This is a genomic window from Kitasatospora sp. NPDC058478, from assembly GCF_042720345.1.
In the GTDB taxonomy this organism is placed as follows: Bacteria; Actinomycetota; Actinomycetes; order Streptomycetales; family Streptomycetaceae; genus Kitasatospora.
In genome coordinates this window covers 24,016-44,398 of record NZ_JBHXML010000041.1, presented here as the reverse complement: position 1 = coordinate 44,398, position 20,383 = coordinate 24,016, and the positions used below count along the sequence as shown (strand labels likewise).

13 protein-coding genes are annotated in these 20,383 nt (G+C 74.2%); 6 read left to right on the top strand and 7 right to left on the bottom strand.

The genetic code is table 11. The features are described from left to right. The first annotated feature begins 174 nt into the window (after window positions 1-174). Window positions 175-2,460: a M9 family metallopeptidase gene (locus ACFWPT_RS23140; RefSeq protein ID WP_380483880.1), complete on the top strand. Its 2,286-nt coding sequence runs from the start codon at window positions 175-177 to the stop codon at window positions 2,458-2,460. A 73-nt stretch (window positions 2,461-2,533) separates the two neighbouring features. Here the strand turns inward: ACFWPT_RS23140 and ACFWPT_RS23135 are convergent, their stop codons facing one another. Continuing rightward, window positions 2,534-3,004 (bottom strand): DUF5990 family protein, encoded by a 471-nt coding sequence (locus ACFWPT_RS23135; protein ID WP_380483878.1) that lies wholly within the window; start codon window positions 3,002-3,004, stop codon window positions 2,534-2,536. Window positions 3,005-3,511: 507 nt separating this feature from the next. Here ACFWPT_RS23135 and ACFWPT_RS23130 point away from each other — a divergent pair. After that, window positions 3,512-4,558: a cytochrome P450 gene (locus tag ACFWPT_RS23130; protein WP_380344352.1), complete on the top strand. Its 1,047-nt coding sequence runs from the start codon at window positions 3,512-3,514 to the stop codon at window positions 4,556-4,558. A 39-nt stretch (window positions 4,559-4,597) separates the two neighbouring features. Next, window positions 4,598-5,623, top strand: a complete 1,026-nt coding sequence (locus tag ACFWPT_RS23125) for a JmjC domain-containing protein (protein ID WP_380483875.1) — start codon at window positions 4,598-4,600, stop codon at window positions 5,621-5,623. A gap of 154 nt (window positions 5,624-5,777) precedes the next feature. Here the strand turns inward: ACFWPT_RS23125 and ACFWPT_RS23120 are convergent, their stop codons facing one another. From ACFWPT_RS23120 to ACFWPT_RS23110, 3 genes are all read right to left on the bottom strand, one after another. After that, on the bottom strand, window positions 5,778-7,790 hold the full coding sequence (locus ACFWPT_RS23120; RefSeq protein WP_380483873.1) for an ATP-binding cassette domain-containing protein: 2,013 nt from the start codon (window positions 7,788-7,790) through the stop codon (window positions 5,778-5,780). A gap of 395 nt (window positions 7,791-8,185) precedes the next feature. Then, the gene (locus ACFWPT_RS23115) at window positions 8,186-11,398 is read right to left on the bottom strand and encodes a type 2 lanthipeptide synthetase LanM family protein (protein ID WP_380483871.1); all 3,213 of its coding nucleotides are present in this window, start codon (window positions 11,396-11,398) and stop codon (window positions 8,186-8,188) included. A gap of 179 nt (window positions 11,399-11,577) precedes the next feature. Next, window positions 11,578-11,757, bottom strand: a complete 180-nt coding sequence (locus ACFWPT_RS23110) for a hypothetical protein (protein WP_063346527.1) — start codon at window positions 11,755-11,757, stop codon at window positions 11,578-11,580. Between the two features lie 368 nt (window positions 11,758-12,125). On the opposite strand from ACFWPT_RS23110, the gene ACFWPT_RS23105 reads away from it, so the two are divergent. Beyond that, window positions 12,126-12,710, top strand: a complete 585-nt coding sequence (locus tag ACFWPT_RS23105) for a hypothetical protein (protein WP_380483869.1) — start codon at window positions 12,126-12,128, stop codon at window positions 12,708-12,710. 40 nt (window positions 12,711-12,750) lie between these two features. Here the strand turns inward: ACFWPT_RS23105 and ACFWPT_RS23100 are convergent, their stop codons facing one another. Both ACFWPT_RS23100 and ACFWPT_RS23095 read right to left on the bottom strand, forming a co-directional pair. Then, window positions 12,751-15,168 carry an FtsX-like permease family protein gene (locus ACFWPT_RS23100; RefSeq protein ID WP_380483867.1) on the bottom strand — a complete coding sequence of 806 codons (2,418 nt, stop codon included), beginning with the start codon at window positions 15,166-15,168 and terminating at the stop codon, window positions 12,751-12,753. Continuing rightward, window positions 15,165-15,854 (bottom strand): ABC transporter ATP-binding protein, encoded by a 690-nt coding sequence (locus tag ACFWPT_RS23095; protein WP_380483865.1) that lies wholly within the window; start codon window positions 15,852-15,854, stop codon window positions 15,165-15,167. The genes ACFWPT_RS23100 and ACFWPT_RS23095 overlap by 4 nt, the downstream gene beginning before the upstream one ends. A 206-nt stretch (window positions 15,855-16,060) precedes the next feature. On the opposite strand from ACFWPT_RS23095, the gene ACFWPT_RS23090 reads away from it, so the two are divergent. Both ACFWPT_RS23090 and ACFWPT_RS23085 read left to right on the top strand, forming a co-directional pair. After that, window positions 16,061-17,314 (top strand): sensor histidine kinase, encoded by a 1,254-nt coding sequence (locus ACFWPT_RS23090; RefSeq protein WP_380483863.1) that lies wholly within the window; start codon window positions 16,061-16,063, stop codon window positions 17,312-17,314. Next, on the top strand, window positions 17,311-18,003 hold the full coding sequence (locus ACFWPT_RS23085; protein ID WP_380483861.1) for a response regulator: 693 nt from the start codon (window positions 17,311-17,313) through the stop codon (window positions 18,001-18,003). Before ACFWPT_RS23090 ends, ACFWPT_RS23085 begins: the two co-directional genes overlap by 4 nt. Before the next feature lie 117 nt (window positions 18,004-18,120). On the opposite strand, the gene katG is transcribed toward ACFWPT_RS23085, so the two are convergent. Next, the gene (gene katG / locus ACFWPT_RS23080) at window positions 18,121-20,355 is read right to left on the bottom strand and encodes a catalase/peroxidase HPI (protein WP_380483859.1); all 2,235 of its coding nucleotides are present in this window, start codon (window positions 20,353-20,355) and stop codon (window positions 18,121-18,123) included. Window positions 20,356-20,383: the final 28 nt, after the last annotated feature.

The window sequence follows — 20,383 nt, the reverse complement described above, 5'->3', positions numbered from 1 at the left end:
TGCGCCGGCCCGACGCGGCGCGCCGACCTGACAACGGTTCGATCTCGCCCGACGCGAATCCGTTCCCAAGCCTTCCCCCGGCCGCAACAGGTGTGACATTTTACATGTCACACATCAGGAACCGTGTGCCCCCAACCACACGGCAACCCTCAACGGCCCCGGAGGCCCCCACAGATGCGTCCCTCCCGGATAGCTAAGGCCGGCGCGCGCAGACTCCCTGCGCTCGGCGTCGCCTTCTTCCTCGCACTCGGTCTCTTCGCACCCCAGGCCCACGCCGCCGACACCCCCGCGGCCCACGCCTCGACCACCCCCACCGGCAAGGCGGCCGCACCGCGCTCCGTGCCCGTGCCCAAGTCCCCCGACACCCCGAAGGACGCCCGCCCGCTGGCCGCCGACGAGCAGGCCAAGGCGACCGCCCCGACGGCGGCCAGCACCACCGGGGCCGGTGTCGACGCCAAGGCCGCCAAGGCCGCCAAGCAGCTCGCGGCCGCCCCCGCCTGCGACGTCTCCGCCTTCACCGGCAACACCGGGGCCGCGCTCGTCCAGCGGGTCGAGGCCGCCGGCCTCGACTGCGTCAACACGCTGTTCGCCCTGACCGGCAACGACGCCAAGGCCGCGTTCAACGAGGCCCAGATGGCCACCGTCGCCAACGCCCTGCGGGACGTCTCCGCCACCTACCCCGGCGACGACTCCACCTCCGCCGGCCAGCTGGTCCTGTTCCTGCGCGCCGGCTACTACGTGCAGTGGTACAACCCGGACGTGGTCGGCCCGTACGGCGCCACCCTGCAGACCGCCATCCGCGGCGCCCTCGACGGCTTCTTCGCCGCCCCGCACAGCAAGGACGTCACCGAGGCCAACGGCGCGACCCTCGCCGAGGCCGTCACCCTGATCGACAGCGCCCAGGAGAACGCCCGCTACACCGGCGTCGTCAAGCGCCTGCTCGCCGACTACACCGGCGCCTGGACCGGCTCGATGGCCACCGCCGTCGCCAACACCAAGACCGTCATCGAGCGCGGCTTCGACCTCCCCGCCTTCACCGCGGCCCTCCAGGCCGACCCCTCCTTCGCCACCACCATGGCGTCCTTCGTCACCCGCAACAGCTCCCAGCTGAACGGCTCCGACCTGGTCACCTCGATCGGCATCCAGATCGGCAACCTGGTCGCCAACGACGCCACCAGGGCCCAGGGCCGGCCGATCGTCAAGGACCTGGTCAACCGCTACCCGCTGGTCGGCGCCACCGCCCCGCTCACCATGAACCTGGTCTGGTTCGCGGAGAAGAAGGACACCGGCAACTGCGCCTACTACGGCACCTGCGACCTGGCCGCCCGGCTCGTCCCGCTCGTGCTCACCGTCGACCACACCTGCAACGCCAACCTGCGCATCCGCGCCCAGGACATGACCGCGCAGCAGCTCGCCGACACCTGCACCAGCCTGATCAACGAGGACCAGTTCTTCCACCAGGTGGTCAAGGACAACGGCCCGGTCGCCAACGACAACAACACCAGCCTTGAGGTCGTCGTCTTCGACGACTACTACAACTACAGCCTCTACGCCTGGAAGATGTACGACATCGCCGTCGACAACGGCGGCATGTACGAGGAGGGCGACCCGGCCAAGGCCGGCAACCAGGCCCGCTTCATCGCGCACGAGGCCGACTGGCTGCGCCCCGCCTTCCAGATCTGGAACCTCAACCACGAGTACACCCACTACCTCGACGGCCGCTACGACTTCTACGGCGACTTCGACGCCGGCATGACCACCCCGACCGTCTGGTGGGTCGAGGGCCTCGCCGAGTACATCTCGTACAGCTACCGGGGCGTCCACTACGACGCCGCCGTCGCCCAGGCCGGCAAGGGCACCTACGCGCTGAGCACCCTCTTCGACAACACCTACGACAACTCCGACTCCACCAAGGTCTACAACTGGGGCTACCTGGCCGTGCGCTACATGCTCCAGTCGCACCCGCAGGACGTCGACGCGCTCCTCGCCAAGTACCGCGTCGGCGACTGGAACGGCGCTCGCACCCTGCTCAAGACCACCATCGGCACCCGCTACGACGCCGACTTCGCCATCTGGCTCAAGGCCTGCGGCGCCGACAACTGCGGCAGCCTGCCCACCAGCCAGGCCCCGCTGTGCACCGCCGGCGACACCCGGCAGTACGACAAGAACTGCCGCCGCGACGGCGTCGCCGCCACCACCGGCAACTACAGCTACAACTTCCTCAACCTGCCCGCCGGCGTGAAGCAGCTGACCATCACCACCAGCGGCGGCACCGGCAACGCCGACCTCTACTACAACGGGGGTGCGTGGGCCACCACCGGGTCGAACCTGGCCAAGTCCACCAACGCCGGCAACGGCGAGACCCTCACCATCACCAACCCGCCGTCCGGCTGGGTGTACTTCAGCCTCTACGCCCAGCAGGGCTTCGGCGGCGTGACCGTCACCACCACGTACAACTGACCTGCGCATACCGAACATCGAGGAGGGCCCCGCGTGCGGCGGGGCCCTCCTCGCGCGTTCGGGCCCCTCGCACTCAGCCCTCCGCCGACCAGGTCACCACGGGCGGGCGGACGGCGGCACACAGCGGACGGCCCTTGGCGTCCGTCAGGCGCAGCCGGGCCACCAGGACGCCGCGCTCCACCGCCGCCTCGACGACCTCCCGGTCGACCGCCGCCAGCAGCAGCTTGGCCCGGCGGAACAGCGCCCAGCCGTCGCCGTTCCCGGTCACCCAGTTCAGGTAGACGAACCGGGCGCCGGGACCGCCCTGCACGTACCGGCCGGTGAGGTCCACACCTCCGGCGAGGTCCGCACCTCCGGGTGCCGGCCTCGCCTCGCACTCCAGCGACCAGCGGGCGCGCGGCGCGTCCCCCGGGAACAGGTCGAGCAACTCGGCCGGGCGGCCCCGGCGTTGGACGGCGACGTACAGGTCCCGGTAGCCCGGGAAGCCCGGCGCGGCGGCACACTCACGCCCCGGCAGGTCGGTGGCCTCAATCCTCAGCTCCATACCGATATGGTCCCCCACCGCACGCCTCGGGAAGTTATAACGATCGGCCATCTAATGCGCCGCACAATCCGGACCGGCGAGGAGGTCATCCTTTGTCAAAAGAGTGTCAGGAGCCCTAGCTTTCGGTTAAGGTCCGGAGTTAGATGAAAGTCGGTTCGGGGTTCCGATCGGAATACCGAATTTCCGCCAAGCCGCGGGCATCCTTGCTCCACCGTGCCTGCCATCCCGGGAATGGAGAGTACCCATGAAGATGATCAAGGCTATCGTGAAGAAGTTCAAGCGTGACGAGGACCTCGCCGACCACTCGTGGATCGCGCACGTCATCTGACGCATTGTCACCAACGGGGGCCGTGGCCGGGCCACGGCCGGGCCGCGGCCCCCGCCGGCGCTGCAGAGCGCCCCACCCTTTCACCTGCCCGGAGTTCCCCCGCCTGCCCGGAGTTCTCCGCCCGCCGGGGGAATCCATTCCATCGCCATTTCATTGGAGGCGGGATTCTCATGGAAGAAATGGCGCCGACAGCCGGGCGCAGCCATTCCATTGTTTACGCCCCGAAGATCCAGGACCTGCTGACCAGGGAAGAAAAGGTATTCCGGATCGACGCCCGCACGGTCGGCGTCTCCGACAGCGAGCTGATGGCCGAAATCGTCGCGGCGCGCCCCGTGCGGTCGGCGGAGCGCTCGGTCTACAAGCCCGCCGCGGGAGCGGACATCCACCACGACAGCGCGACCCGGACGATCCGCGCGCTGGGTCAGGACGTCATGGCGGGCATCAGGACCCCGCCGCCCCCGGCACGCGGGCTGTCCGGCGCCTGGCCCTACGCGGCCACCTCCTACCTGCGCCGATGGCTCTTCGCGTCCGACCCACTGCCGGTCTCCCTCCTGTCGAAACGCGGCGTCACCCGCTCCGACCGGCTCTCCCGGATCGTCGACCGCGCCGTCACCGTCTGGCCGGGATCCGCCGCCGAGGGCAGGAGCACCGCGCTGGCCGGGCAGATCCGCGACGCCTCCGACACCCGGGAGCGGAGGCAGGCCATCGCGCTGTACCGGCGGTCGACGGCCACCCTCTGCGACGGGGTGGCCGCACTGGCCGGCAACGCCCTGTGGCTCATGGGGCCGGACCGGGAGCGGGAGGACGCCCGCGCCGACCTCACCGAGGTCCTGTGGGAGACCCTGCGGCTGCTCCCGCCCGCGTGGATGCTGTTCCGCAACGACGGCCACGCCTACACCGGACTGCACCCCGAGATCCGCCCCGAGGACCGCGTCGCGCTCTTCCCGCTCCTGATGCACCGCCACCCGGAGCACTGGTCCGACCCGCTGGAGTTCCGGCCCGAACGGTGGGCCGGGGTGGCGGACCCGGAGAAGACGCCCGGGTTCATGCCGTTCGGCTTCGACGGGGCCCGCTGCTGGGCCAAGCACCTGGTCGTACCCCTGGCCGAACGCCTGCTGAACGTCGCCTTCGACCACCGGCTCGCCATTCGCGGCCCGCAGCAGGAGACGCACGTCCCCCTGCGCTCCCTGCTCTCCGTACGGTTCGACGCCGCGGCCAGGGCCTGACCCGCGAGCCCCGAACACCCTGACACCACGGGACACACCATGGAATCGCCCACGCTGGCCGACTGGGTCGGCGACGTCCGCAGCTTCACCGGCCACCAGTGGCAGCGCAAGCCCGCCGTCTTCACGCCGGAGAAACTCGCCTCGCCGTTCGACCTGGACGCGTTGGACGCCGCCTTCGACACCGGGCTGCTGCGCACCCCCTACCTGGAGATGGTCCGCTCCACCAAGGTGACCGTTCCGCCCGAGGCCTACACCACGTCACGCACGGTCAACGGCATCACGTACCACGGCTTCGCCGACCGCGCGAAGGTCCTCGTGCTCCTGGGCGTCGGGGCGACGCTGCTGCTGCGCTGCGTCGACCAGTGGCACCGCCCGACGGGCGAGCTCGTGGCGCGGCTGTCCGAAGAACTCGACCGGCGGGTGGAGGCGTTCTTCTTCGTCACGCCCGCCGGCGGCCAGGGCCTCGCGGTGCACCGCGACGACGCCGACGTGTTCGTCCTCCAGGCGGCCGGACACAAGACCTGGTACGTCCACGACGCGCCGACCGCGGCGGACTGGACGCCGGGAGAACTCCCCGACGACGAGCACTCCCCGCGGCTCCTGCACAGCGTCCTCGAACCCGGCAGCGTGCTCTACGTCCCGCGCGGCTTCGCGCACCGCGCGGTCGGCGCCGCCGGCCTCTCCGCCCACCTGTCCCTCACGATCCGCGACATCTCCGTGCCGGACCTGCGGGCCGCCCTGGAGCAGCGGTTGACGGACGGGCTGGACCTCCCGGCGCGCCCGCTGGGCGAGGCCGCGATCGACGACTCCTGCGCCGCGCTGCTCGACCACGTCCGGACGAGGCTCGACACGATCGAACCGGAGGACCTGCGGCTCGCCGCCCGGGCCGCGCAGGCACGGGCGGCCCGGGCGGAGGCGGCGGCCGAGAACGCGGAGCGCGCGGAGACGTTCGCCGAGGCGGCCCGGACCTGGGAAGGCGGCGGGACCGGCGCCGGGCGGGCCGGGCTGGCGTCCGTCAGCCGCACCTGGCGCAGGCTGCGCGACGCGGCCCGCACCGCGCACTGACGCACTGGCCCACCGGCGCTCTGACTCACCGACCCACTGGCGCAGGGCCGTCAACGAGACCCCGCGCGTCCGGCGGGCGCCTCCCGTCCTCCGTACCGCCGTGACGACGACGGTACGGAGGACGGTCAGCACCGGCCCTCGCCGGCCGAGGACGTCAGACCCGCTGCGCCGGGACCGTCCGGTCCCGCTGGAGGTCCAGCAGCTCACGGAACAGCCCGTCCGGGCGCGCCGCCAGCTCCGTCCAGGTGCCGGTCTGCACGATCCGGCCCCGGTCCATCACGATCACCCGGTCCGCCACCGCCGCGTTGGCGATGTTGTGCGTCACCAGCAGCGTGATCCGCCCCGGGGCGAGGGCGCGCAGCGCGTGCAGGATGCGGTGCTCGGCGCGCGGGTCCAGGTCCGAGGTCGGCTCGTCCAGGATCAGCAGCCCCGGGCTGCGCACCGTCCGGTACAGCGCCCGGGCCACCGCCGCCCGCTGCCAGCCGCCGCCCGACAACTCGGCGCCGCCCCACCAGCCCTGGGCCAGCAGCGTGCGCCAGCCCGACCGCAGCCGGGCCACGATCTCGTCGAAACCCGTCCGCGCGGCCGCCCGCTCCACGTCCGCCATCACCTGCTCGGTGAGGTGCCCCAGGTGGACGTTCTCGGCCGCCCCCAGCGGCCAGCGCGCGAACTCCTGCGGCACCCGGGCCACCCGCGACCACATGCCGTCCGCGTCCAGTTCCTGCACCGGCACGCCGTCCCAGCAGATCCGGCCGGACTGCGGCAGGTAGAGGCCGGACAGCAGCTTCAGCAGCGTCGACTTGCCGCTGCCGTTCTGCCCGATCACCGCCACCACCTCCCCGGCCCGCAGCGTCATGCTGACCCCGCACAGCGCCGGTTCCTGCTGCTCGCCGGGGTAGGCGTGCCCGAGGTCCGCGACCTCCACCAGTTGCGGCGCGTCCGGCACGATCCCGCCGCGCCGGATCCGGTGGCCGCCGGCCTCGTCCAGGAAGGTGAAGTAGTCGTCCAGGTACAGGCCCATCCGGTACAGCCGGGCGCCGTTGCCGACCAGGCCCTGCAACCCGGACGAGGCCGTCCGCAGCGCGAACGTCGCCGTACCCGCCGCCGCCAGGTCGATCCGGCCGCTCGCCACCAGGTACAGCAGCGTGCCCCAGACCAGCGCGCTGCCCGCCCCCGTGCCCAGCGAGGCCAGCAGGGAGACCTTCGCCGCCTCCCTGGTCGCCCGGTCCGTCGCCTCGACGATCTTCTCCTCGGCGCGGCGGTACTTGGCCATCAGGAACGGCGTGACCTGGTCCGAACGGACCTGGTCCGCGCGGGTCTTGTCGATCAGGAACCAGCGGTAGACGCGCAGCGCGCCACGGTCCTCGTTGGTGGCCACCGCCGCCAGGTAGTGGATCCGGGCCGTCCGGACGGCCGCCACCCCGGTCGGCACCGAACCCAGCAGCAGCAGCGGCACCAGCCACGGGTGGAGCGTCGCCAGGACACCCGCCGCAGCGGCCAGCGAGACCGTCGAGGCGATCACGTCCTGGGCGTTGGAGAGCAGATCCGGCGTGGTCGAGGCACCCCGGTCGGCCGCCTCCCACTGCTCGTTGTACGCGGGCTCGTCGTACGCCCGCAGCTCGGCCGCGCACCCGGCGGCGATCAGCGCCAGCTCCGCCTCCCGGGTGACCCTCGGCGACACCCGGCCGGACAGCCCCACCACCGCGATCCCCAGCACCGCGCGCAGCGCGGCCGAGACGGTCAGCAGGAGCAGCGACGGCGCGGCGGTCCGCAGGTGCTCCCCCACCGGGCCCGCCACCAGCAGCGCGCCCAGGGCGCCGGTCGTCGCGTACAGCGCCAACGCCCCAAACACGCCCGCCAGCGCCTGGCACACCAGCAGCAGCACGGTGAACGTCCGGTCCGCCGCCCACGCCAGCGCCAGCGCGCGGCGCACCAGGTGCGGGAGGCGGCGCAGCATCGCGCTCGCCGACATCGACGCGCCGGCCTCGGCGCGGCGGTCGCCGGGGAAGCGCAGGCGCAGTTCCTCGTCGTGCCGATCCTGATCCTGGTCGTGCTGGTCCTGATCCTGGTCGTGGTCGGGCGAGGTTCGGTCGGGCGGGGTGTGGTCGGGCGGGGTGTGGTCGGGCGGGGTGTGGGGCTTCTCGGGCTTCACGATCTGTTCGGACACAGTGCTCCCTGCTCCCTGGTACGGCGGCCGGTGGCCGCAGCGGATCCGCGCGCGGGCAGCCCTCACCGCCGTGTGGGCGTGTGGGGTCGGCAGCGGTGCCGGAGGGCACTCTGCGAAGGGCTGGCTGCGGTGCGGACCCCGATCCTGGCAGCGGTCCGCCGGGCCGTCCGGCGTGTCCCGGCCGGTCTCACTCGATCCGGGCGATTCCGTGTCGGCGGCGGCGAGTTGGTGGCAATCGATCACCGGGAGGGTCCGCGATGTTCGATTCAGGGGTCGGTTGCGGTGCACTCCGGACGTGCGGTCCGACGATCACATGAACGTTCCGGTCGAGCCCGCGCGGCCCGACCTCGCCGACCTTGCCGACCTCGCCGACCTCGCCGACCTCGCCGACCGTCTCAGCGGGTCGGCGGGTGGAGCGCGAGGAGGGAGGGGGTGGTGGGGTCGGCGAGGCGGAGCAGGCCGTGGCCGGTGCCGGCGAGGCCGACCATCAGGGAGGGGCTGTGGACACCGTGCGGGAGGCCGCAGATCCAGCCGCGGGTGTCGAGGTCGTCGAGGGTGGCGTGGGCCTGCCGCAGGGCGGCGGTGCGCCAGCGGTCGCCGGCGAGGAGGAGGGGTTCGAGGTTGCCGAAGTCACCGTGGCAGAGCGAGAAGTTGTGGCCGAAGCCCTCGCGGAGGACGGTGGTCAGGGCGGTGTCGCGTTCGGCGAGGAGCAACTCGCGGGCTTCGGGCAGGAGTTCGGCGAGTTCGGTGCGGGCGAGCGCGATGCCCGAGGCGCCGTGGCACCAGAGGGCGGGGTAGTAGGGCGCGTCGGGGCCGTCGTCCTCGCGGACGTCGCGCCAGTTGGCAGCGGCCGGGTCGAACAGGGTGCGTTCGTACGCGACGGCGGCGAGGGCGAGTTGGGGCAGCCGGGGATCACCGAGGTACCGGCCGGCGCGGGCGAGCGCCCAGGCGATGCCGGAGCCGCCGTGCGCGAAACCGGCCAGCGGGCGCTTGACGGCGCCGGCGAGGGAGACGGGCAGCCAACCGGCGCCGCCTTCGGGGTACGGCGCGGCGGCCCGGACGAGGCGTTCGGCGCAGGCGGCGAGGGCATCGGTGACGGCGGGGCCGGGGCGGACGGCCGCCCAGGCGAGCAGTCCGCCGATGGTGCCCGCGTTGCCGGCGAGGAGGTCGTGCTGGGCGTCGTCGGCGGCGAGGGCGGCGCTGCGGCGCACCACCTGGGCGGCCAGGGCGTGGAGTTCGGCGTCGGGGTGGTGGGCGGCGAGGTGGGCGAGGGCGTAGAGGACGCCGCCGACGCCGGAGAGGCCGCCGCCGAGGCGGTCGGCACGTCGCCGGATTTGATGACGCAGCGTCAGTTCAGCTGCCTGGGCGGTGTTTCGGTGCTCGCGATCGCCGGTGACGGTGGCGAGCTGGTGGAGGAAGAGGGTGACGCCGGCCGTCCCGCTGTAGAGGTCGGGGCCGAGTTCGGCGGGTGCCCAGCGGCCGGGCGGGGTCCAGTTGGGGCCGGCCCAGGCGAGGTCCGCGCTCCCCCGGTAGGCCTCGCGGAGGAGTTGTTCGCCGGCGTCGACGGCTTTGGCGAGGGCGCGGGAGGCCAGGTCCAGGCCTTCGGCGGGCTTCCCGGGTTGCGCGGGAGGGGACGTGGCCGGGTGGCGGCGCGGCTCGCGGGCGCCGTCCGCGGTGGTCACCGACAGGCGCAGCAGCTGGAGTTGGCGGGCAAGGTCCGGTTCGCCGAGGGCGTCCGCCTTGGCGAGGGCGAGGTCGAGTGCGGGCCGGTCGGTGACGCCGGGGATCAGGGCTCCGGTGGAGGAGCGGGCGTCGACGCCGTCGGGGCGGATGGTGAAGACCGGGACGTCCCCGCGCCAGAGGTCGGCGCGCTCGTGGTCGACGTAGGCGAGCGCGTGCTCCTCCCAGGCGGGGAGCGCCCAGAGCCGGTCGAAGTGGCGGTCCTGGTCGAGGCCGTCGCGGAGCAGGTCGGGGTGGCAGGCGGTGGCGAGCAGGCTGCGGTACTCGAAGGTGTCGCGGCGGAGCATCCTGGTCTCGTCGGCGGCGAACGCCCGGATGAGATCCCGGAGTTCGCCCTTGTGGGTGGCGAGCAGCCGGTAGGCCTCGGTAAAGCCGGCTTCGAGTTCGCCGACGTGGTCGGCCAGGCGCAGCGGCCGCCCGGGCGGGACGGGCCGGCTGCCGGGCGCCGCGACGGGCATCCGGCGGTACTCCAGGCGGAGCCGGTCGGTGCCCTGGTCGACCAGGACGGGGGCCGGGCGCGGCGGGAGGCTGCCCGGATCCCAGCCGAGGGCGGAGAGGTCGGTGCCGCCGTTGCCCTCGTCCCACATGCGCTCGGGCAGCAGGCCGGAGCGCAGCACCGAGTGCCGGGCCTCGTGGCGGGCGAGCCGTTCGGACTCGGAGAGGTCCTTGGCGGGTTCGGGCAGGTCGGGGTGGAACAGCGCTTCCAGGTCGATCAGGACCGGCTGGTCGCGGACGGCGATCAGGTTCTGGGCGTGGCAGTCGACCGCGTCGAGGGTGTGGAGCAGCGCGGCGAGGGTGCCGGCGCGGTGGTAGAAGTCGCTCAACTCGGCGTCGTCGCGGGCTGGTTCGGCGGTGGCGTGGGCGACCCAGCCGTAGCCGTCGCGGGCCAGGTGGGCGAGGTCGTGCAGCGGCAGCCGGAGTCGGGGGTTGAGCCAGCGCAGGAGGTGCTGGAAGTGCGTCTCGGCGCCGAGCGGGCGCGGCTTGTAGACGATCCGGGTGCCGTGTTCGAAGCGCAGGGCGCTGACGGTGGCGCCGCCCCGGTGCGGGTCGCCGAGGCCGGTGGCGAGTTCGGTGAGGCGGCCGAGCGGGCGGCCGTCGGCGAAGGTGCGGGCGAGGGCGGGGAGGTCGGCGGCGAGGCGGCGGTACAGGGTGAGGCAGGTGGCGGTCCACTGTTCGGCAGCGGTGGCCAGCCGGTACGCCAGCACCGGGTATTCGGCGAGGAGTCGGACGGCGCGGCCGGGTTCGGTGAGCCGGTCGAGGAAGTTCCGGTACCGCTGCTCGGGGGTGTCTCCGGTCAACTCGCCGGAGAGACGGGCGACGTGGAGTTCGGTGATGACGGTGCGGACGGCTGTGGTGTGCGCGGTCGCGGTGAGTGCGGGCAGGACGAGGGCGGTGAGCTGGTCGGGGGTACCGAGGGTGGCGGGGCCGGGGGTGGCAGCGTCCGCGGTGGCGGGGCCGAGTTCGGCGAGGCCGGTGCGCAGGCGGTCGCGGGCGTCGGCGAGCAGTGGGGCGACGAGCCGGGCGAAGGCGTGGTCCTCGGGGAGGTCGAGGGTGTGCCCGGCCTCGAAGGCGGCGGCGAGGCGCTCGGCCCAGGCGGGGGTGCCGAGGCGGTCCGCGAGGTCGGCCGGGTGTTCGGCGAGCAGGGCGCGCAGCCCGTCCGGGTCGAGGCGGTCGGCGGCGAGGCGGCGCTCGAACCAGTCCTCCCGGTCGAAGGGCGGCTGGGCGCGCCAGCGGTCGAGGACCCGCCCCGCACGGTCGGCCCGTTCAGTCTGTTCGGCGCGCCGGGCGTCCGGGTCGGGCAGCGGACCGCGGGCGGCGAGCGGGACGGCTCGGGCGGCGGCCCGCCGGATTTCGGACGCGTCAACCACGGGCGGTCTCTCCATGCTCGGTTCGTGCGCGACGGTTGCGGTGCTTGGTGCCCGACGGTTGCGGCACCGGACGTACGCGCCCCGGCGGTGCGGCCGGGGCGCGCGCTCACCGGCCGGGTCGTGCGTCCGCGACGCGGGCTCCGGCGGTGCGGCCGGGGTCCGCGCCGCGGACGGCGGACTCAGAAGCTGCAGACGTGGGCGCAGCTGCTCCAGCCACCACAGGTGCTGGCCTGCACCGCGGCGGTCACGTAGACCTCGTCCGACAGGTCGCCGGCCGGGTGGACCTGGTGGCCCTGGCCGAGGGTGAGCCGGAAGTCCTCGTCCTTGAGCGCGCGGACCTGCTCTGCCGTGGGCTGCATGGTGCCTCCTTCAGACATTCGGGTCTGGCACGGTCGTGCCGGGTCGGGATCCTGGCACCGCCCCACCCGCCGCACCAGGGGTGTGCCTTGCACCGGGCACAATTTTGGCCAGGGTCGAAATAGGGACGAGGCCTCCCCTGCCCGTCCCGCTCCCGCAGGCCGCGCCCGTGCCCCGGCTCGCCCGTCGGACCTCGCATCGCCCTACACCTGTCCGGAATCCAGACCACGACGGGGGACTGAACCGGGCCCCACGTTTGAACGGCCGGGCCCCGGGCAGTCCGCGCCGCCCGTCGCTCCTGTGGCCGGGCCGGGCACTGAAGGTCACGATGGAATCCGGCGACCCCCGCCCCCGGCCCGATCGGAGCGCGATGAGCGAGCAGCACAACGTCGTCCTGCTGACCTTCCCGGACGCCACCGCGTGGCGGGCGACCTTCGACGAGGCGCAGCACCTGCCGGGCCTGCGGCAGCTGGCGGCCCTGGAGCGCAGCGCCGACGGCCTGTTGGAGATCCAGGACACCTTCACCCGGGGCGCGGGCGTGACCACCGTCAGCTCCGGCGTCCTCGGCGGCCTGGTGGGACTGGTCGGCGGGCCGATCGGCGTCCTGCTCGGCTTCGCGGCGGGTGCGGCGCTCGGCAACGCGGCCGAGGAGGGCCGGGCGACGGAGGGCGGCGCCGGGCTGATCATGCTCTCGCCCCGCGTCCCGGACGGCGGCGCGCTGCTCGTCCTGGAGCTCCGGGAGTCCTCTCCCGACCGGGCCGACGACCTGGCCTCCCGGCACGGGGCCACGGTCGAGCGGATCGACGCGCAGGCCTTCGCCGAGCAGGTCCGGGCCGCCGAGCACAAGGCGGAGCAGGACACGGCAGAGCAGAACGCGGCAGAACAGGATCCGGCCGAGCGGCACACGGCGGAGGAGCCCAAGGCGGAGGGTCACCGGCCCGACAAGGGCGCCTGACCCGCCGCCCGACCCCTCACTCGACCCCTCACCCGAACCCTCACTCGGCCCGCAGCGCCTCGACCGTCCGCGCCCGGGCCGCCCGGACGGCGGGCAGCAGCGCCCCGAGCACCGCGATCAGCACGCCGCCGAGCCCGAGCAGCGCCAGCACCGGCGTGCCGAACACGTCGAGGGCCGAGGCGGGGAAGCGGAGCCCGGCGCTGTGCCCCATGGCGGGCACCGTCAGCCGGTGCAGCAGCAGCCCGACCGGGAGGCCGCTCGCGCCGCCGAGCGCGCCGACCAGGACGACCGGGGCGAGCGCCCCGCCCACGGTCTGCGCCGGGGTCATGCCGAGCGCCTTGGCGACGCCCGTGTCCCGCTTCCGCTCCCGGATCTCCAGGACGACGGTGTTGAACACCCCGAGCCCGGCGACCACGACGAGCAGCGCGGTGAGCGTGGCGGTGAGGGAGTTCAGGGCGGCGATGGAGCCGCTGGAGCCGTGCGACCCGCCTGCCTCGGCCGTCATCCGCACCGGGGCGAGGGCGGCACCGAGGGCGGTGGCGTAGGCGGCGCGGTCGGTGCCGGGCTTCAGCGCGACGGACCAGGAGTCCGGGTGCGGGGCGGCGCCGGGCGGGTAGCCGGCGGCGTCGGTGAACAGTTCGTTGGTCTGCATGTGCGGGTCGAAGACCTCGCCGACGATCCGGACGGTGACCGCCCTGCCGTGGGAGGTGAAGGTGACCTGGTCGCCGAGCGCCACCGAGGCCTCGGTGAGGAAGGTGGCCGGGGCGACGGCCTCGCCCGGGGCCCGGAACCAGCGCCCGGAGACCATCCGGTAGCCGGCCCCGGTCGCGTCGCCGTCGAACGCGGTCACCCTGGTGCTCCCCGCGACGCCGGGGACCGTCACGTCCTCGGTGCCGTCGCCGAAGTAGCCGGCCGTGCCCGGCTGGGCGTCCAGGGCGGCGGTGACGGCGGCCGGGTCGGCGGCGGCCGGCCTGGCGGGAGGTGTCGCCCCGGGCGGGCCGACGGGCCGCTGCGGGTGCACGACGACGTCCGCGGTGTCGTGGTCCTTCGCCGCCTGCACCCAGGTCATCGTCCCGCCCATGCCCACCGCGAAGACCGCGGCCGCCGTGCCGAACAGCACGGCCGCGAGCATCCCGGCGGCCCGGGCGGGGCGGGCGAAGGGCTGGGCGAGGCCGAGGCTCAGCGGCCGGGGCAGCGGCAGCCGGGCGGCCAGCTCGGCGGCGCGGGCCGCCGCCCGGTCCCGCCGGGTGCCGCCCGCCGTACGGCCGACGGCGAGCGCGTCCACCGTGCGCAGCCGTCCGGCGCGGGCGGCGGCGGCCCAGGCGACCAGGGCGACGGCCGCCAGGGTGCCGCCGGCCACCGCGACGTCCACCCAGGGGGCGATGCCGGAGGTGCTGGTGCCGTAGATCCGCCCGGTGGTGGCGAGCACCGGGAGGGTCAGCAGGTTGCCCGCGACCACCCCGGCCAGCGTGCCGACGGTGGCCGGGATCAGTGCCTGGGCGACGTACGCGCGGACCACCTGGGCGGGCGTGCAGCCGAGCGCCTTGAGCACGCCGATCCGCCGGGTGGCGGTGCCGACGGCCCCGGCCACCACGTTCCCCGCCACCAGGACCGACATCGCCATGCCGAGCAGGCCGAAGGCGACCATGAACGGCAGGAACATCGCGGTGTTGCGGTCGGAGCCCTGCTTGGCGGTGAGCCAGGACTGGGCGCCGGTCAGCGCACCGGCGGGTGCGGCGGCGGCGACGGCGGCCCGGTCGGCGGCGAGCGCCTCGGCGGTGGCCGCCTGCGTGAAGCGGTAGAGCATCTCGTAGCCGGGGGTGCTGCCGGGCGCGGTGAGCGCGGCGAGGCCGTCCGGCGTCACCCAGGCGTCGGCGGTGCGGCTGACGGACCGGCCGAAGCCGACGACGGTGAGGGTCGGCGCGCCCGGCAGGCCGGGCAGGCGCAGTGTGCCGCCGACCTCCCGGACGGGGCTGCCGTAGCTCGCGTCGAGCACCACCTCCCCCGGCTGCTTGGGCCAACTTCCCTGCAGTAGCTCGATGTTGTCCACACCGCCGGCGGCGTCGGCGCGGCCCGCGACGGTCATCGGCTCCATCCCCTCCCCGTCCGTGCCGGTCGCACCGCCCGCGCCGGTCGCACCGCCCGCACCGCCCGCGCCTGGGCCCGGTTCGGGATCGACGGTGACGGTGCGGAACGGCCCGGCGGCGGCCGTCACCCCGGGGGCGTGCGCGGTGTCGGCGAGTTGGGCGGCGGTGGCCCGGGCGCCGTCGAAGCGCGCGGTGAGGTGGGCGCCGTGCTGGCCGCCGAAGGCCTGGTCGAAGGGCTGCTGCGAGGCCACCAGCAGCGAGCCGCCGAGGACGGAGCAGGCGGTGGCCACCAGAGCGGCCAGCCCGATCGCGACGGACTGCGTGCGGCGCCGACGGACACCCGCGCGCACCACCCTGCCCAGCGCGGTCATGCCGCCACCGCCGAGTCGGAGTCGATCCGGCCGTCCCGCATCCGGACCGTGCGGGTGGCGCAGTCCTCGGCGAGGGTCAGGTCGTGGGTGACGATCAGGATGGTCTGGCCGTCCTCGTGCAGCTCCCGGAACAGCTCCTTGACGTCCTCGCCGGAGGCCGAGTCCAGCGCGCCGGTCGGCTCGTCGGCCAGCAGCAGCGTCGGCCTGTTCATCAACGCCCTTGCCACCGCGACGCGTTGGCGCTCACCACCGGAGAGCCGGGCCGGGTGGGCGCGGGCGTGCCGGTCGATGCCGAGCGACTCCAGCAGCTCTGCGGCCCGGCGCCGGGCCTCGGCGCGCGGGACGCCCGCGAGTTCGCCGGCGAGCACCACGTTGTCGGCCACGGTGAGGTCGTCCAGCAGGTTGAAGAACTGGAACACCATGCCGATCGTGCCGCGCCGGTAGCGGGCCGAGCCCGCCTCGCCCAGCCGGTCGACCCGGACCCCGGCCACGGTGACCGTCCCGGCGCTCGGCCGGTCCAGCCCGGCCACCAGGTTGAGCAGGGTGGACTTCCCGCTGCCGGACGGGCCGAGCACCGCCACCGACTCCCCCGCCCGCACGCTCAGCGTGACCTCGTCCAGCGCCGCCCGCGCGCCCTCGTAGTGGCGGCTCACACCGCTCAGTTCGATCACCGGATCGCTGCTCATTCCCCGCTCCTCGTACGTTCCCGCCTGGTGGACGACACGAAGGTACGGACGGGCGGCGCGCACCCGCGTCCGTCGCCCGGGGCAACTCCGCTACCCCGTCCGAGCGACCCGGCGCGGCGTCATCCTTGCGAGGTAGTCGCCGGGTGTAGCGGCCACCGCCGCCCGAGGGGCTGTCCCCGACGGCCCCCGGCCCCCACAATGTCCCGGTGATCAACCTCCCGACAGCGGCGCGGCTACGCGCGGCGGCCCGCCTGGCCGAACCCCCGGGCGCCGCGCCGCCGCCCCGGCCGACCCGGCGCGGCCAGGCCTTCGACCTGGCCCTGGCCCTGTTCCTCGCCTTCGCCTGCGCCCGCTACGCCACCACCGCGAGCAGGGGTCACGGCACCGGCTGGTACGGGCCGATGCTGCTGGTGCCGCTCGTGCCGATGCCGCTGGTGCTGCGCCGCCGCCTCCCGCTGACGGTGCTGTGGGCGGTGCTGCCGGCCGCGCTGCTGGTGCGTCACCAGTCGGAGGACATCGCGTACGCGGCCGGCGTGGCCGTCATCGTCGCCGCCTACAGCGCCGCCGCGTACGGGCGCCGCCCGGCGGCGCTGCTGCCGAGCCTGCCGGCGGCCGCCGTGACGCTGGTGGTGCTCTTCGACGACGCCAAGCTGCCGCACTTCCCCAACGCGGTGATCGCGCTGCTGGTCCTGGTGCCGGTGTTCGCGGTCGCCTACGAACTGCGGATGTGGCGCCGCCGGGTGGACGAGGAGCGCGAACGGCTGTCCGCCCTGGAGCGCGGGCGGCTGGCCGCGCTGGAGCACGCGGTGGAGCACGCGGTGGAGCTCGAACGGGCGCGGATCGCCCGGGAGTTGCACGACGTGGTGACGCACAACGTGAGCATGATGACGATCCAGGCCGGGGCCGCCCGCAAGATCCTGGACAGCGCCCCGGACAAGGCCCGCGAGGCGATGGCCGCGGTGGAGGCCGGCGGTCGCGCCGCGATGACCGAACTACGCCAGGTCATGGGCCTGTTGACGATCGACTCGGAGACCGGCGACGACCCGGCCGCGACCGCAGATCTCAGCCCGCAGCCGGGCCTGGGCCGACTGGACGCGCTGGTCGACGGCGTCCGGCGGGCCGGGCTGCCGGTCGAGCTGACCGTCACCGGGGAGCGCCGGGCCGTCCCGCCCGGGGTCGAACTCGCCGCCTACCGCGTGGTCCAGGAGGCGCTCACCAACACCGTCAAGCACGCGGGCGGCGCGGATGCCGCGGTGACCGTCGAGTACGCCCCCGGCCACCTGCGGGTGGAGGTCACCGACACCGGCGGCCGGACCACCGGCGCCGCCGCCACCGGCAACGGCCGCGGCCTGATCGGCCTGCGCGAACGCCTCGCCGTCTACGGCGGCACCCTGCACACCGGCCCCCGGCCGCGCGGCGGCTACCGCGTCAAGGCCCTGATCCCCCTGGAGAGTTCATGAGCGAGCAGGCGCTGCGCGTGGTGGTGGCCGACGACCAGGCCCTGGTCCGCACCGGGTTCCGGCTGATCCTCGAATCGGAGGGGATCGAGGTGGTCGCCGAGGCCGAGGGCGGCGAGCAGGCCGTCGCCGCCGTCCGCCGCACCCGCCCGGACGTCGTCCTGATGGACATCCGGATGCCCGGCCTGGACGGGCTGGAGGCCACCCGCCGGATCCTCGCCGACACCGGCCCGGCGGACCACCCGCCGCGGGTGATCATGCTGACCACCTTCGACCTCGACCAGTACGTCTACGCCGCGATGGCGGCCGGGGCGAGCGGCTTCCTGCTCAAGGACGTCACCCCGGAGCACCTGGCCGCCGCCGTCCGGCTGGTCCGCACCGGCGACGCGCTGCTGGCCCCGGCGATCACCCGCCGCCTGGTCGAACGCTTCGCCCGCCCGGACGCCCCCACCGCCGCCCCGCACCGCGAACTGGCCGCGCTCACCCCGCGCGAGCGGGAGGTGATGGGCCTGCTCGCCCGCGGCCTCAGCAACGCCGAACTCGCCGCCCGGCTCCAGCTCTCCGAGGCGACCGTCAAGACGCACGTGGCCCGGATCCTCGGCAAGCTGAACCTGCGGGACCGGGCCCAGGCGGTGGTCGCCGCCTACGAGACCGGGCTGGTCAGCGTCGGCACTGCGGCGCAACCCCGGTAGCGGTCCGCCATCGGCCCGGAGGCGTGCACCTCCGGGCCGATGGCGGGCTGACGCCAACCCCCGTCGGCCGCCCGGGAACCCGGGATCGGACGATCGCGGGCTCAGGCGGTCGCGGGGTCAGGCGACGTCGAACCGGTCCAGGTTCATCACCTTGACCCAGGCCGCGACGAAGTCCGCCACGAACTTCTCCTTCGCGTCGTCGCTCGCGTAGACCTCGGCGACGGCGCGCAGTTCGGAGTTGGAGCCGAAGACCAGGTCGGCCCGGGTGCCGGTCCACTTGAGCGCGCCGGTGGCCGCGTCCCGGCCCTCGAAGGTGTGCCCGTCCTCCGAGGTGGCCTTCCACTCCGTGCCCAGGTCGAGCAGGTTGACGAAGAAGTCGTTCGTCAGGGCCTCGGGGGTCCCGGTGAGGACGCCGTGCGGGGACTGCTGGTAGTTGGCGCCCAGCACGCGCAGGCCGCCGACCAGCACGGTCAGTTCGGGCGCGCTCAGGGTCAGCAGGTTCGCCTTGTCGAGCAGCAGGTACTCGGCGGCCAGCCGGCTGCCCTTGCCCACGTAGTTGCGGAAGCCGTCCGAGGTCGGCTCCATCGCCGCGAAGGAGTCGACGTCGGTGAGCTCCTGCGTCGCGTCCGCCCGGCCGGGAGTGAACGGCACCACCACGTCGCGGCCGGCCGCCCGGGCGGCCTTCTCCACGCCGACGCCGCCGGCCAGCACCACCACGTCCGCCAGCGAGACCTGCTTGGCGCCGGACCGGGCGTTGAACTCCTGCTGCACGCCCTCCAGGGTGCGCAGCACCGAGGCCAGCCGGTCCGGCTCGTTGACCTCCCAGCCGATCTGCGGCTGGAGCCGGATCCGGCCGCCGTTGGCGCCGCCGCGCTTGTCGCTGCCGCGGAACGAGGAGGCCGCCGCCCACGCCGTGGACACCAGCTCGGACACCGACAGCCCGGAGGCGGCGATCCGCTCCCGCAGGGCCGCGACGTCCGCGGCGTCGATCTGCTGGTAGCCGACCGCGGGCAGCGGGTCCTGCCACACCAGTTGCTCGCTCGGGACCTCCGCGCCGACGTAGCGGGCGAGCGGGCCCATGTCGCGGTGGGTCAGCTTGAACCAGGCGCGGGCGAAGGCGTCCGCGAGCTGCTCGGGGTGCTCCAGGAAGCGCCGGGAGATCGGCTCGTAGACCGGGTCCAGGCGCAGCGAGAGGTCGGTGGTCAGCATCGTCGGGGCGTGCCGCTTGGACGGGTCGTGGGCGTCCGGGACGGTGCCCGCTCCGGCGCCGCCCTTCGGCTTCCACTGGAAGGCGCCGGCCGGGCTCTTGGCCAGCTCCCACTCGTAGCCGAACAGCGTCTCGAAGAAGCTGTTGTCCCAGGTCACCGGGGTGGCCGTCCAGGCACCCTCCAGGCCGCTGGTGATCGCGTCCGCGCCCTTGCCGGTGCGGAAGGTGCTCTTCCAGCCGAGGCCCTGCTGCTCGATCGGGGCGTCCTCGGGGTCGGGGCCGACGTTGTCCGCCGGGCCCGCGCCGTGGGTCTTGCCGAAGGTGTGGCCGCCGGCGATCAGCGCGACGGTCTCCTCGTCGTTCATCGCCATCCGGTAGAAGGTCTCGCGGATGTCGCGGGCGGCGGCGAGCGGGTCCGGGGTGCCGTTGGGGCCCTCGGGGTTGACGTAGATCAGGCCCATCTGGACGGCGGCGAGCGGGCGCTCCAGCTGGCGGTCGCCGGTGTAGCGCTCGTCGCCGAGCCAGGTGGTCTCCGGGCCCCAGTAGACGTCCTCGTCCGGCTCCCACTCGTCCACGCGGCCGCCGCCGAAGCCGAAGGTCTCGAAGCCCATCGACTCCAGGGCGACGTTCCCGGCCAGGATCATCAGGTCGGCCCAGGAGAGGTTGCGGCCGTACTTCTTCTTCACCGGCCACAGCAGGCGGCGGGCCTTGTCCAGGCTGGCGTTGTCGGGCCAGCTGTTCAGCGGGGCGAAGCGCTGCTGCCCGGCGCCGGCGCCGCCGCGGCCGTCGCTGATCCGGTAGGTGCCCGCGCTGTGCCACGCCATCCGGATGATGAAGGGGCCGTAGTGCCCGTAGTCGGCCGGCCACCACGCGTGCGAGGTGGTGAGGGCCGTCTCGATGTCCCGCTTCACGGTCGGAAGGTCGAGGGATCCGAACGCCGCGGCGTAGTCGAAGTCCGCGCCGAGCGGATTCGCCACGGCCGGATTCTTCGCGAGGATCTTCAGATTGAGCCGCTCCGGCCACCACTGGCGGTTTCCGCCGCCCTGGGTGGGGTGCGGCGCGCGCCCGTGGGCCACCGGGCAGCCCCCCGTGCCCTCCGCCTGCGGCTCGGGTTCGGTAACGATGGGATCGTGGTTCTCAGACATGGAAATCCTTCCCTACAAGGCGGATCAC

Bases quoted from the DNA above. Each gene is read 5' to 3' on its own strand.
- ACFWPT_RS23085 (WP_380483861.1), top strand. From the start codon at position 17,311: ATGAGCGAGCAGGCGCTGCGCGTGGTGGTGGCCGACGACCAGGCCCTG.
- ACFWPT_RS23125 (WP_380483875.1), top strand. From the start codon at position 4,598: ATGGAATCGCCCACGCTGGCCGACTGGGTCGGCGACGTCCGCAGCTTC.
- ACFWPT_RS23105 (WP_380483869.1), top strand. From the start codon at position 12,126: ATGAGCGAGCAGCACAACGTCGTCCTGCTGACCTTCCCGGACGCCACC.
- ACFWPT_RS23135 (WP_380483878.1), bottom strand. From the start codon at position 3,004: ATGGAGCTGAGGATTGAGGCCACCGACCTGCCGGGGCGTGAGTGTGCC.
- ACFWPT_RS23095 (WP_380483865.1), bottom strand. From the start codon at position 15,854: ATGAGCAGCGATCCGGTGATCGAACTGAGCGGTGTGAGCCGCCACTAC.
- ACFWPT_RS23100 (WP_380483867.1), bottom strand. From the start codon at position 15,168: ATGACCGCGCTGGGCAGGGTGGTGCGCGCGGGTGTCCGTCGGCGCCGC.
- katG (WP_380483859.1), bottom strand. From the start codon at position 20,355: ATGTCTGAGAACCACGATCCCATCGTTACCGAACCCGAGCCGCAGGCG.
- ACFWPT_RS23130 (WP_380344352.1), top strand. From the start codon at position 3,512: ATGGCGCCGACAGCCGGGCGCAGCCATTCCATTGTTTACGCCCCGAAG.
- ACFWPT_RS23140 (WP_380483880.1), top strand. From the start codon at position 175: ATGCGTCCCTCCCGGATAGCTAAGGCCGGCGCGCGCAGACTCCCTGCG.
- ACFWPT_RS23110 (WP_063346527.1), bottom strand. From the start codon at position 11,757: ATGCAGCCCACGGCAGAGCAGGTCCGCGCGCTCAAGGACGAGGACTTC.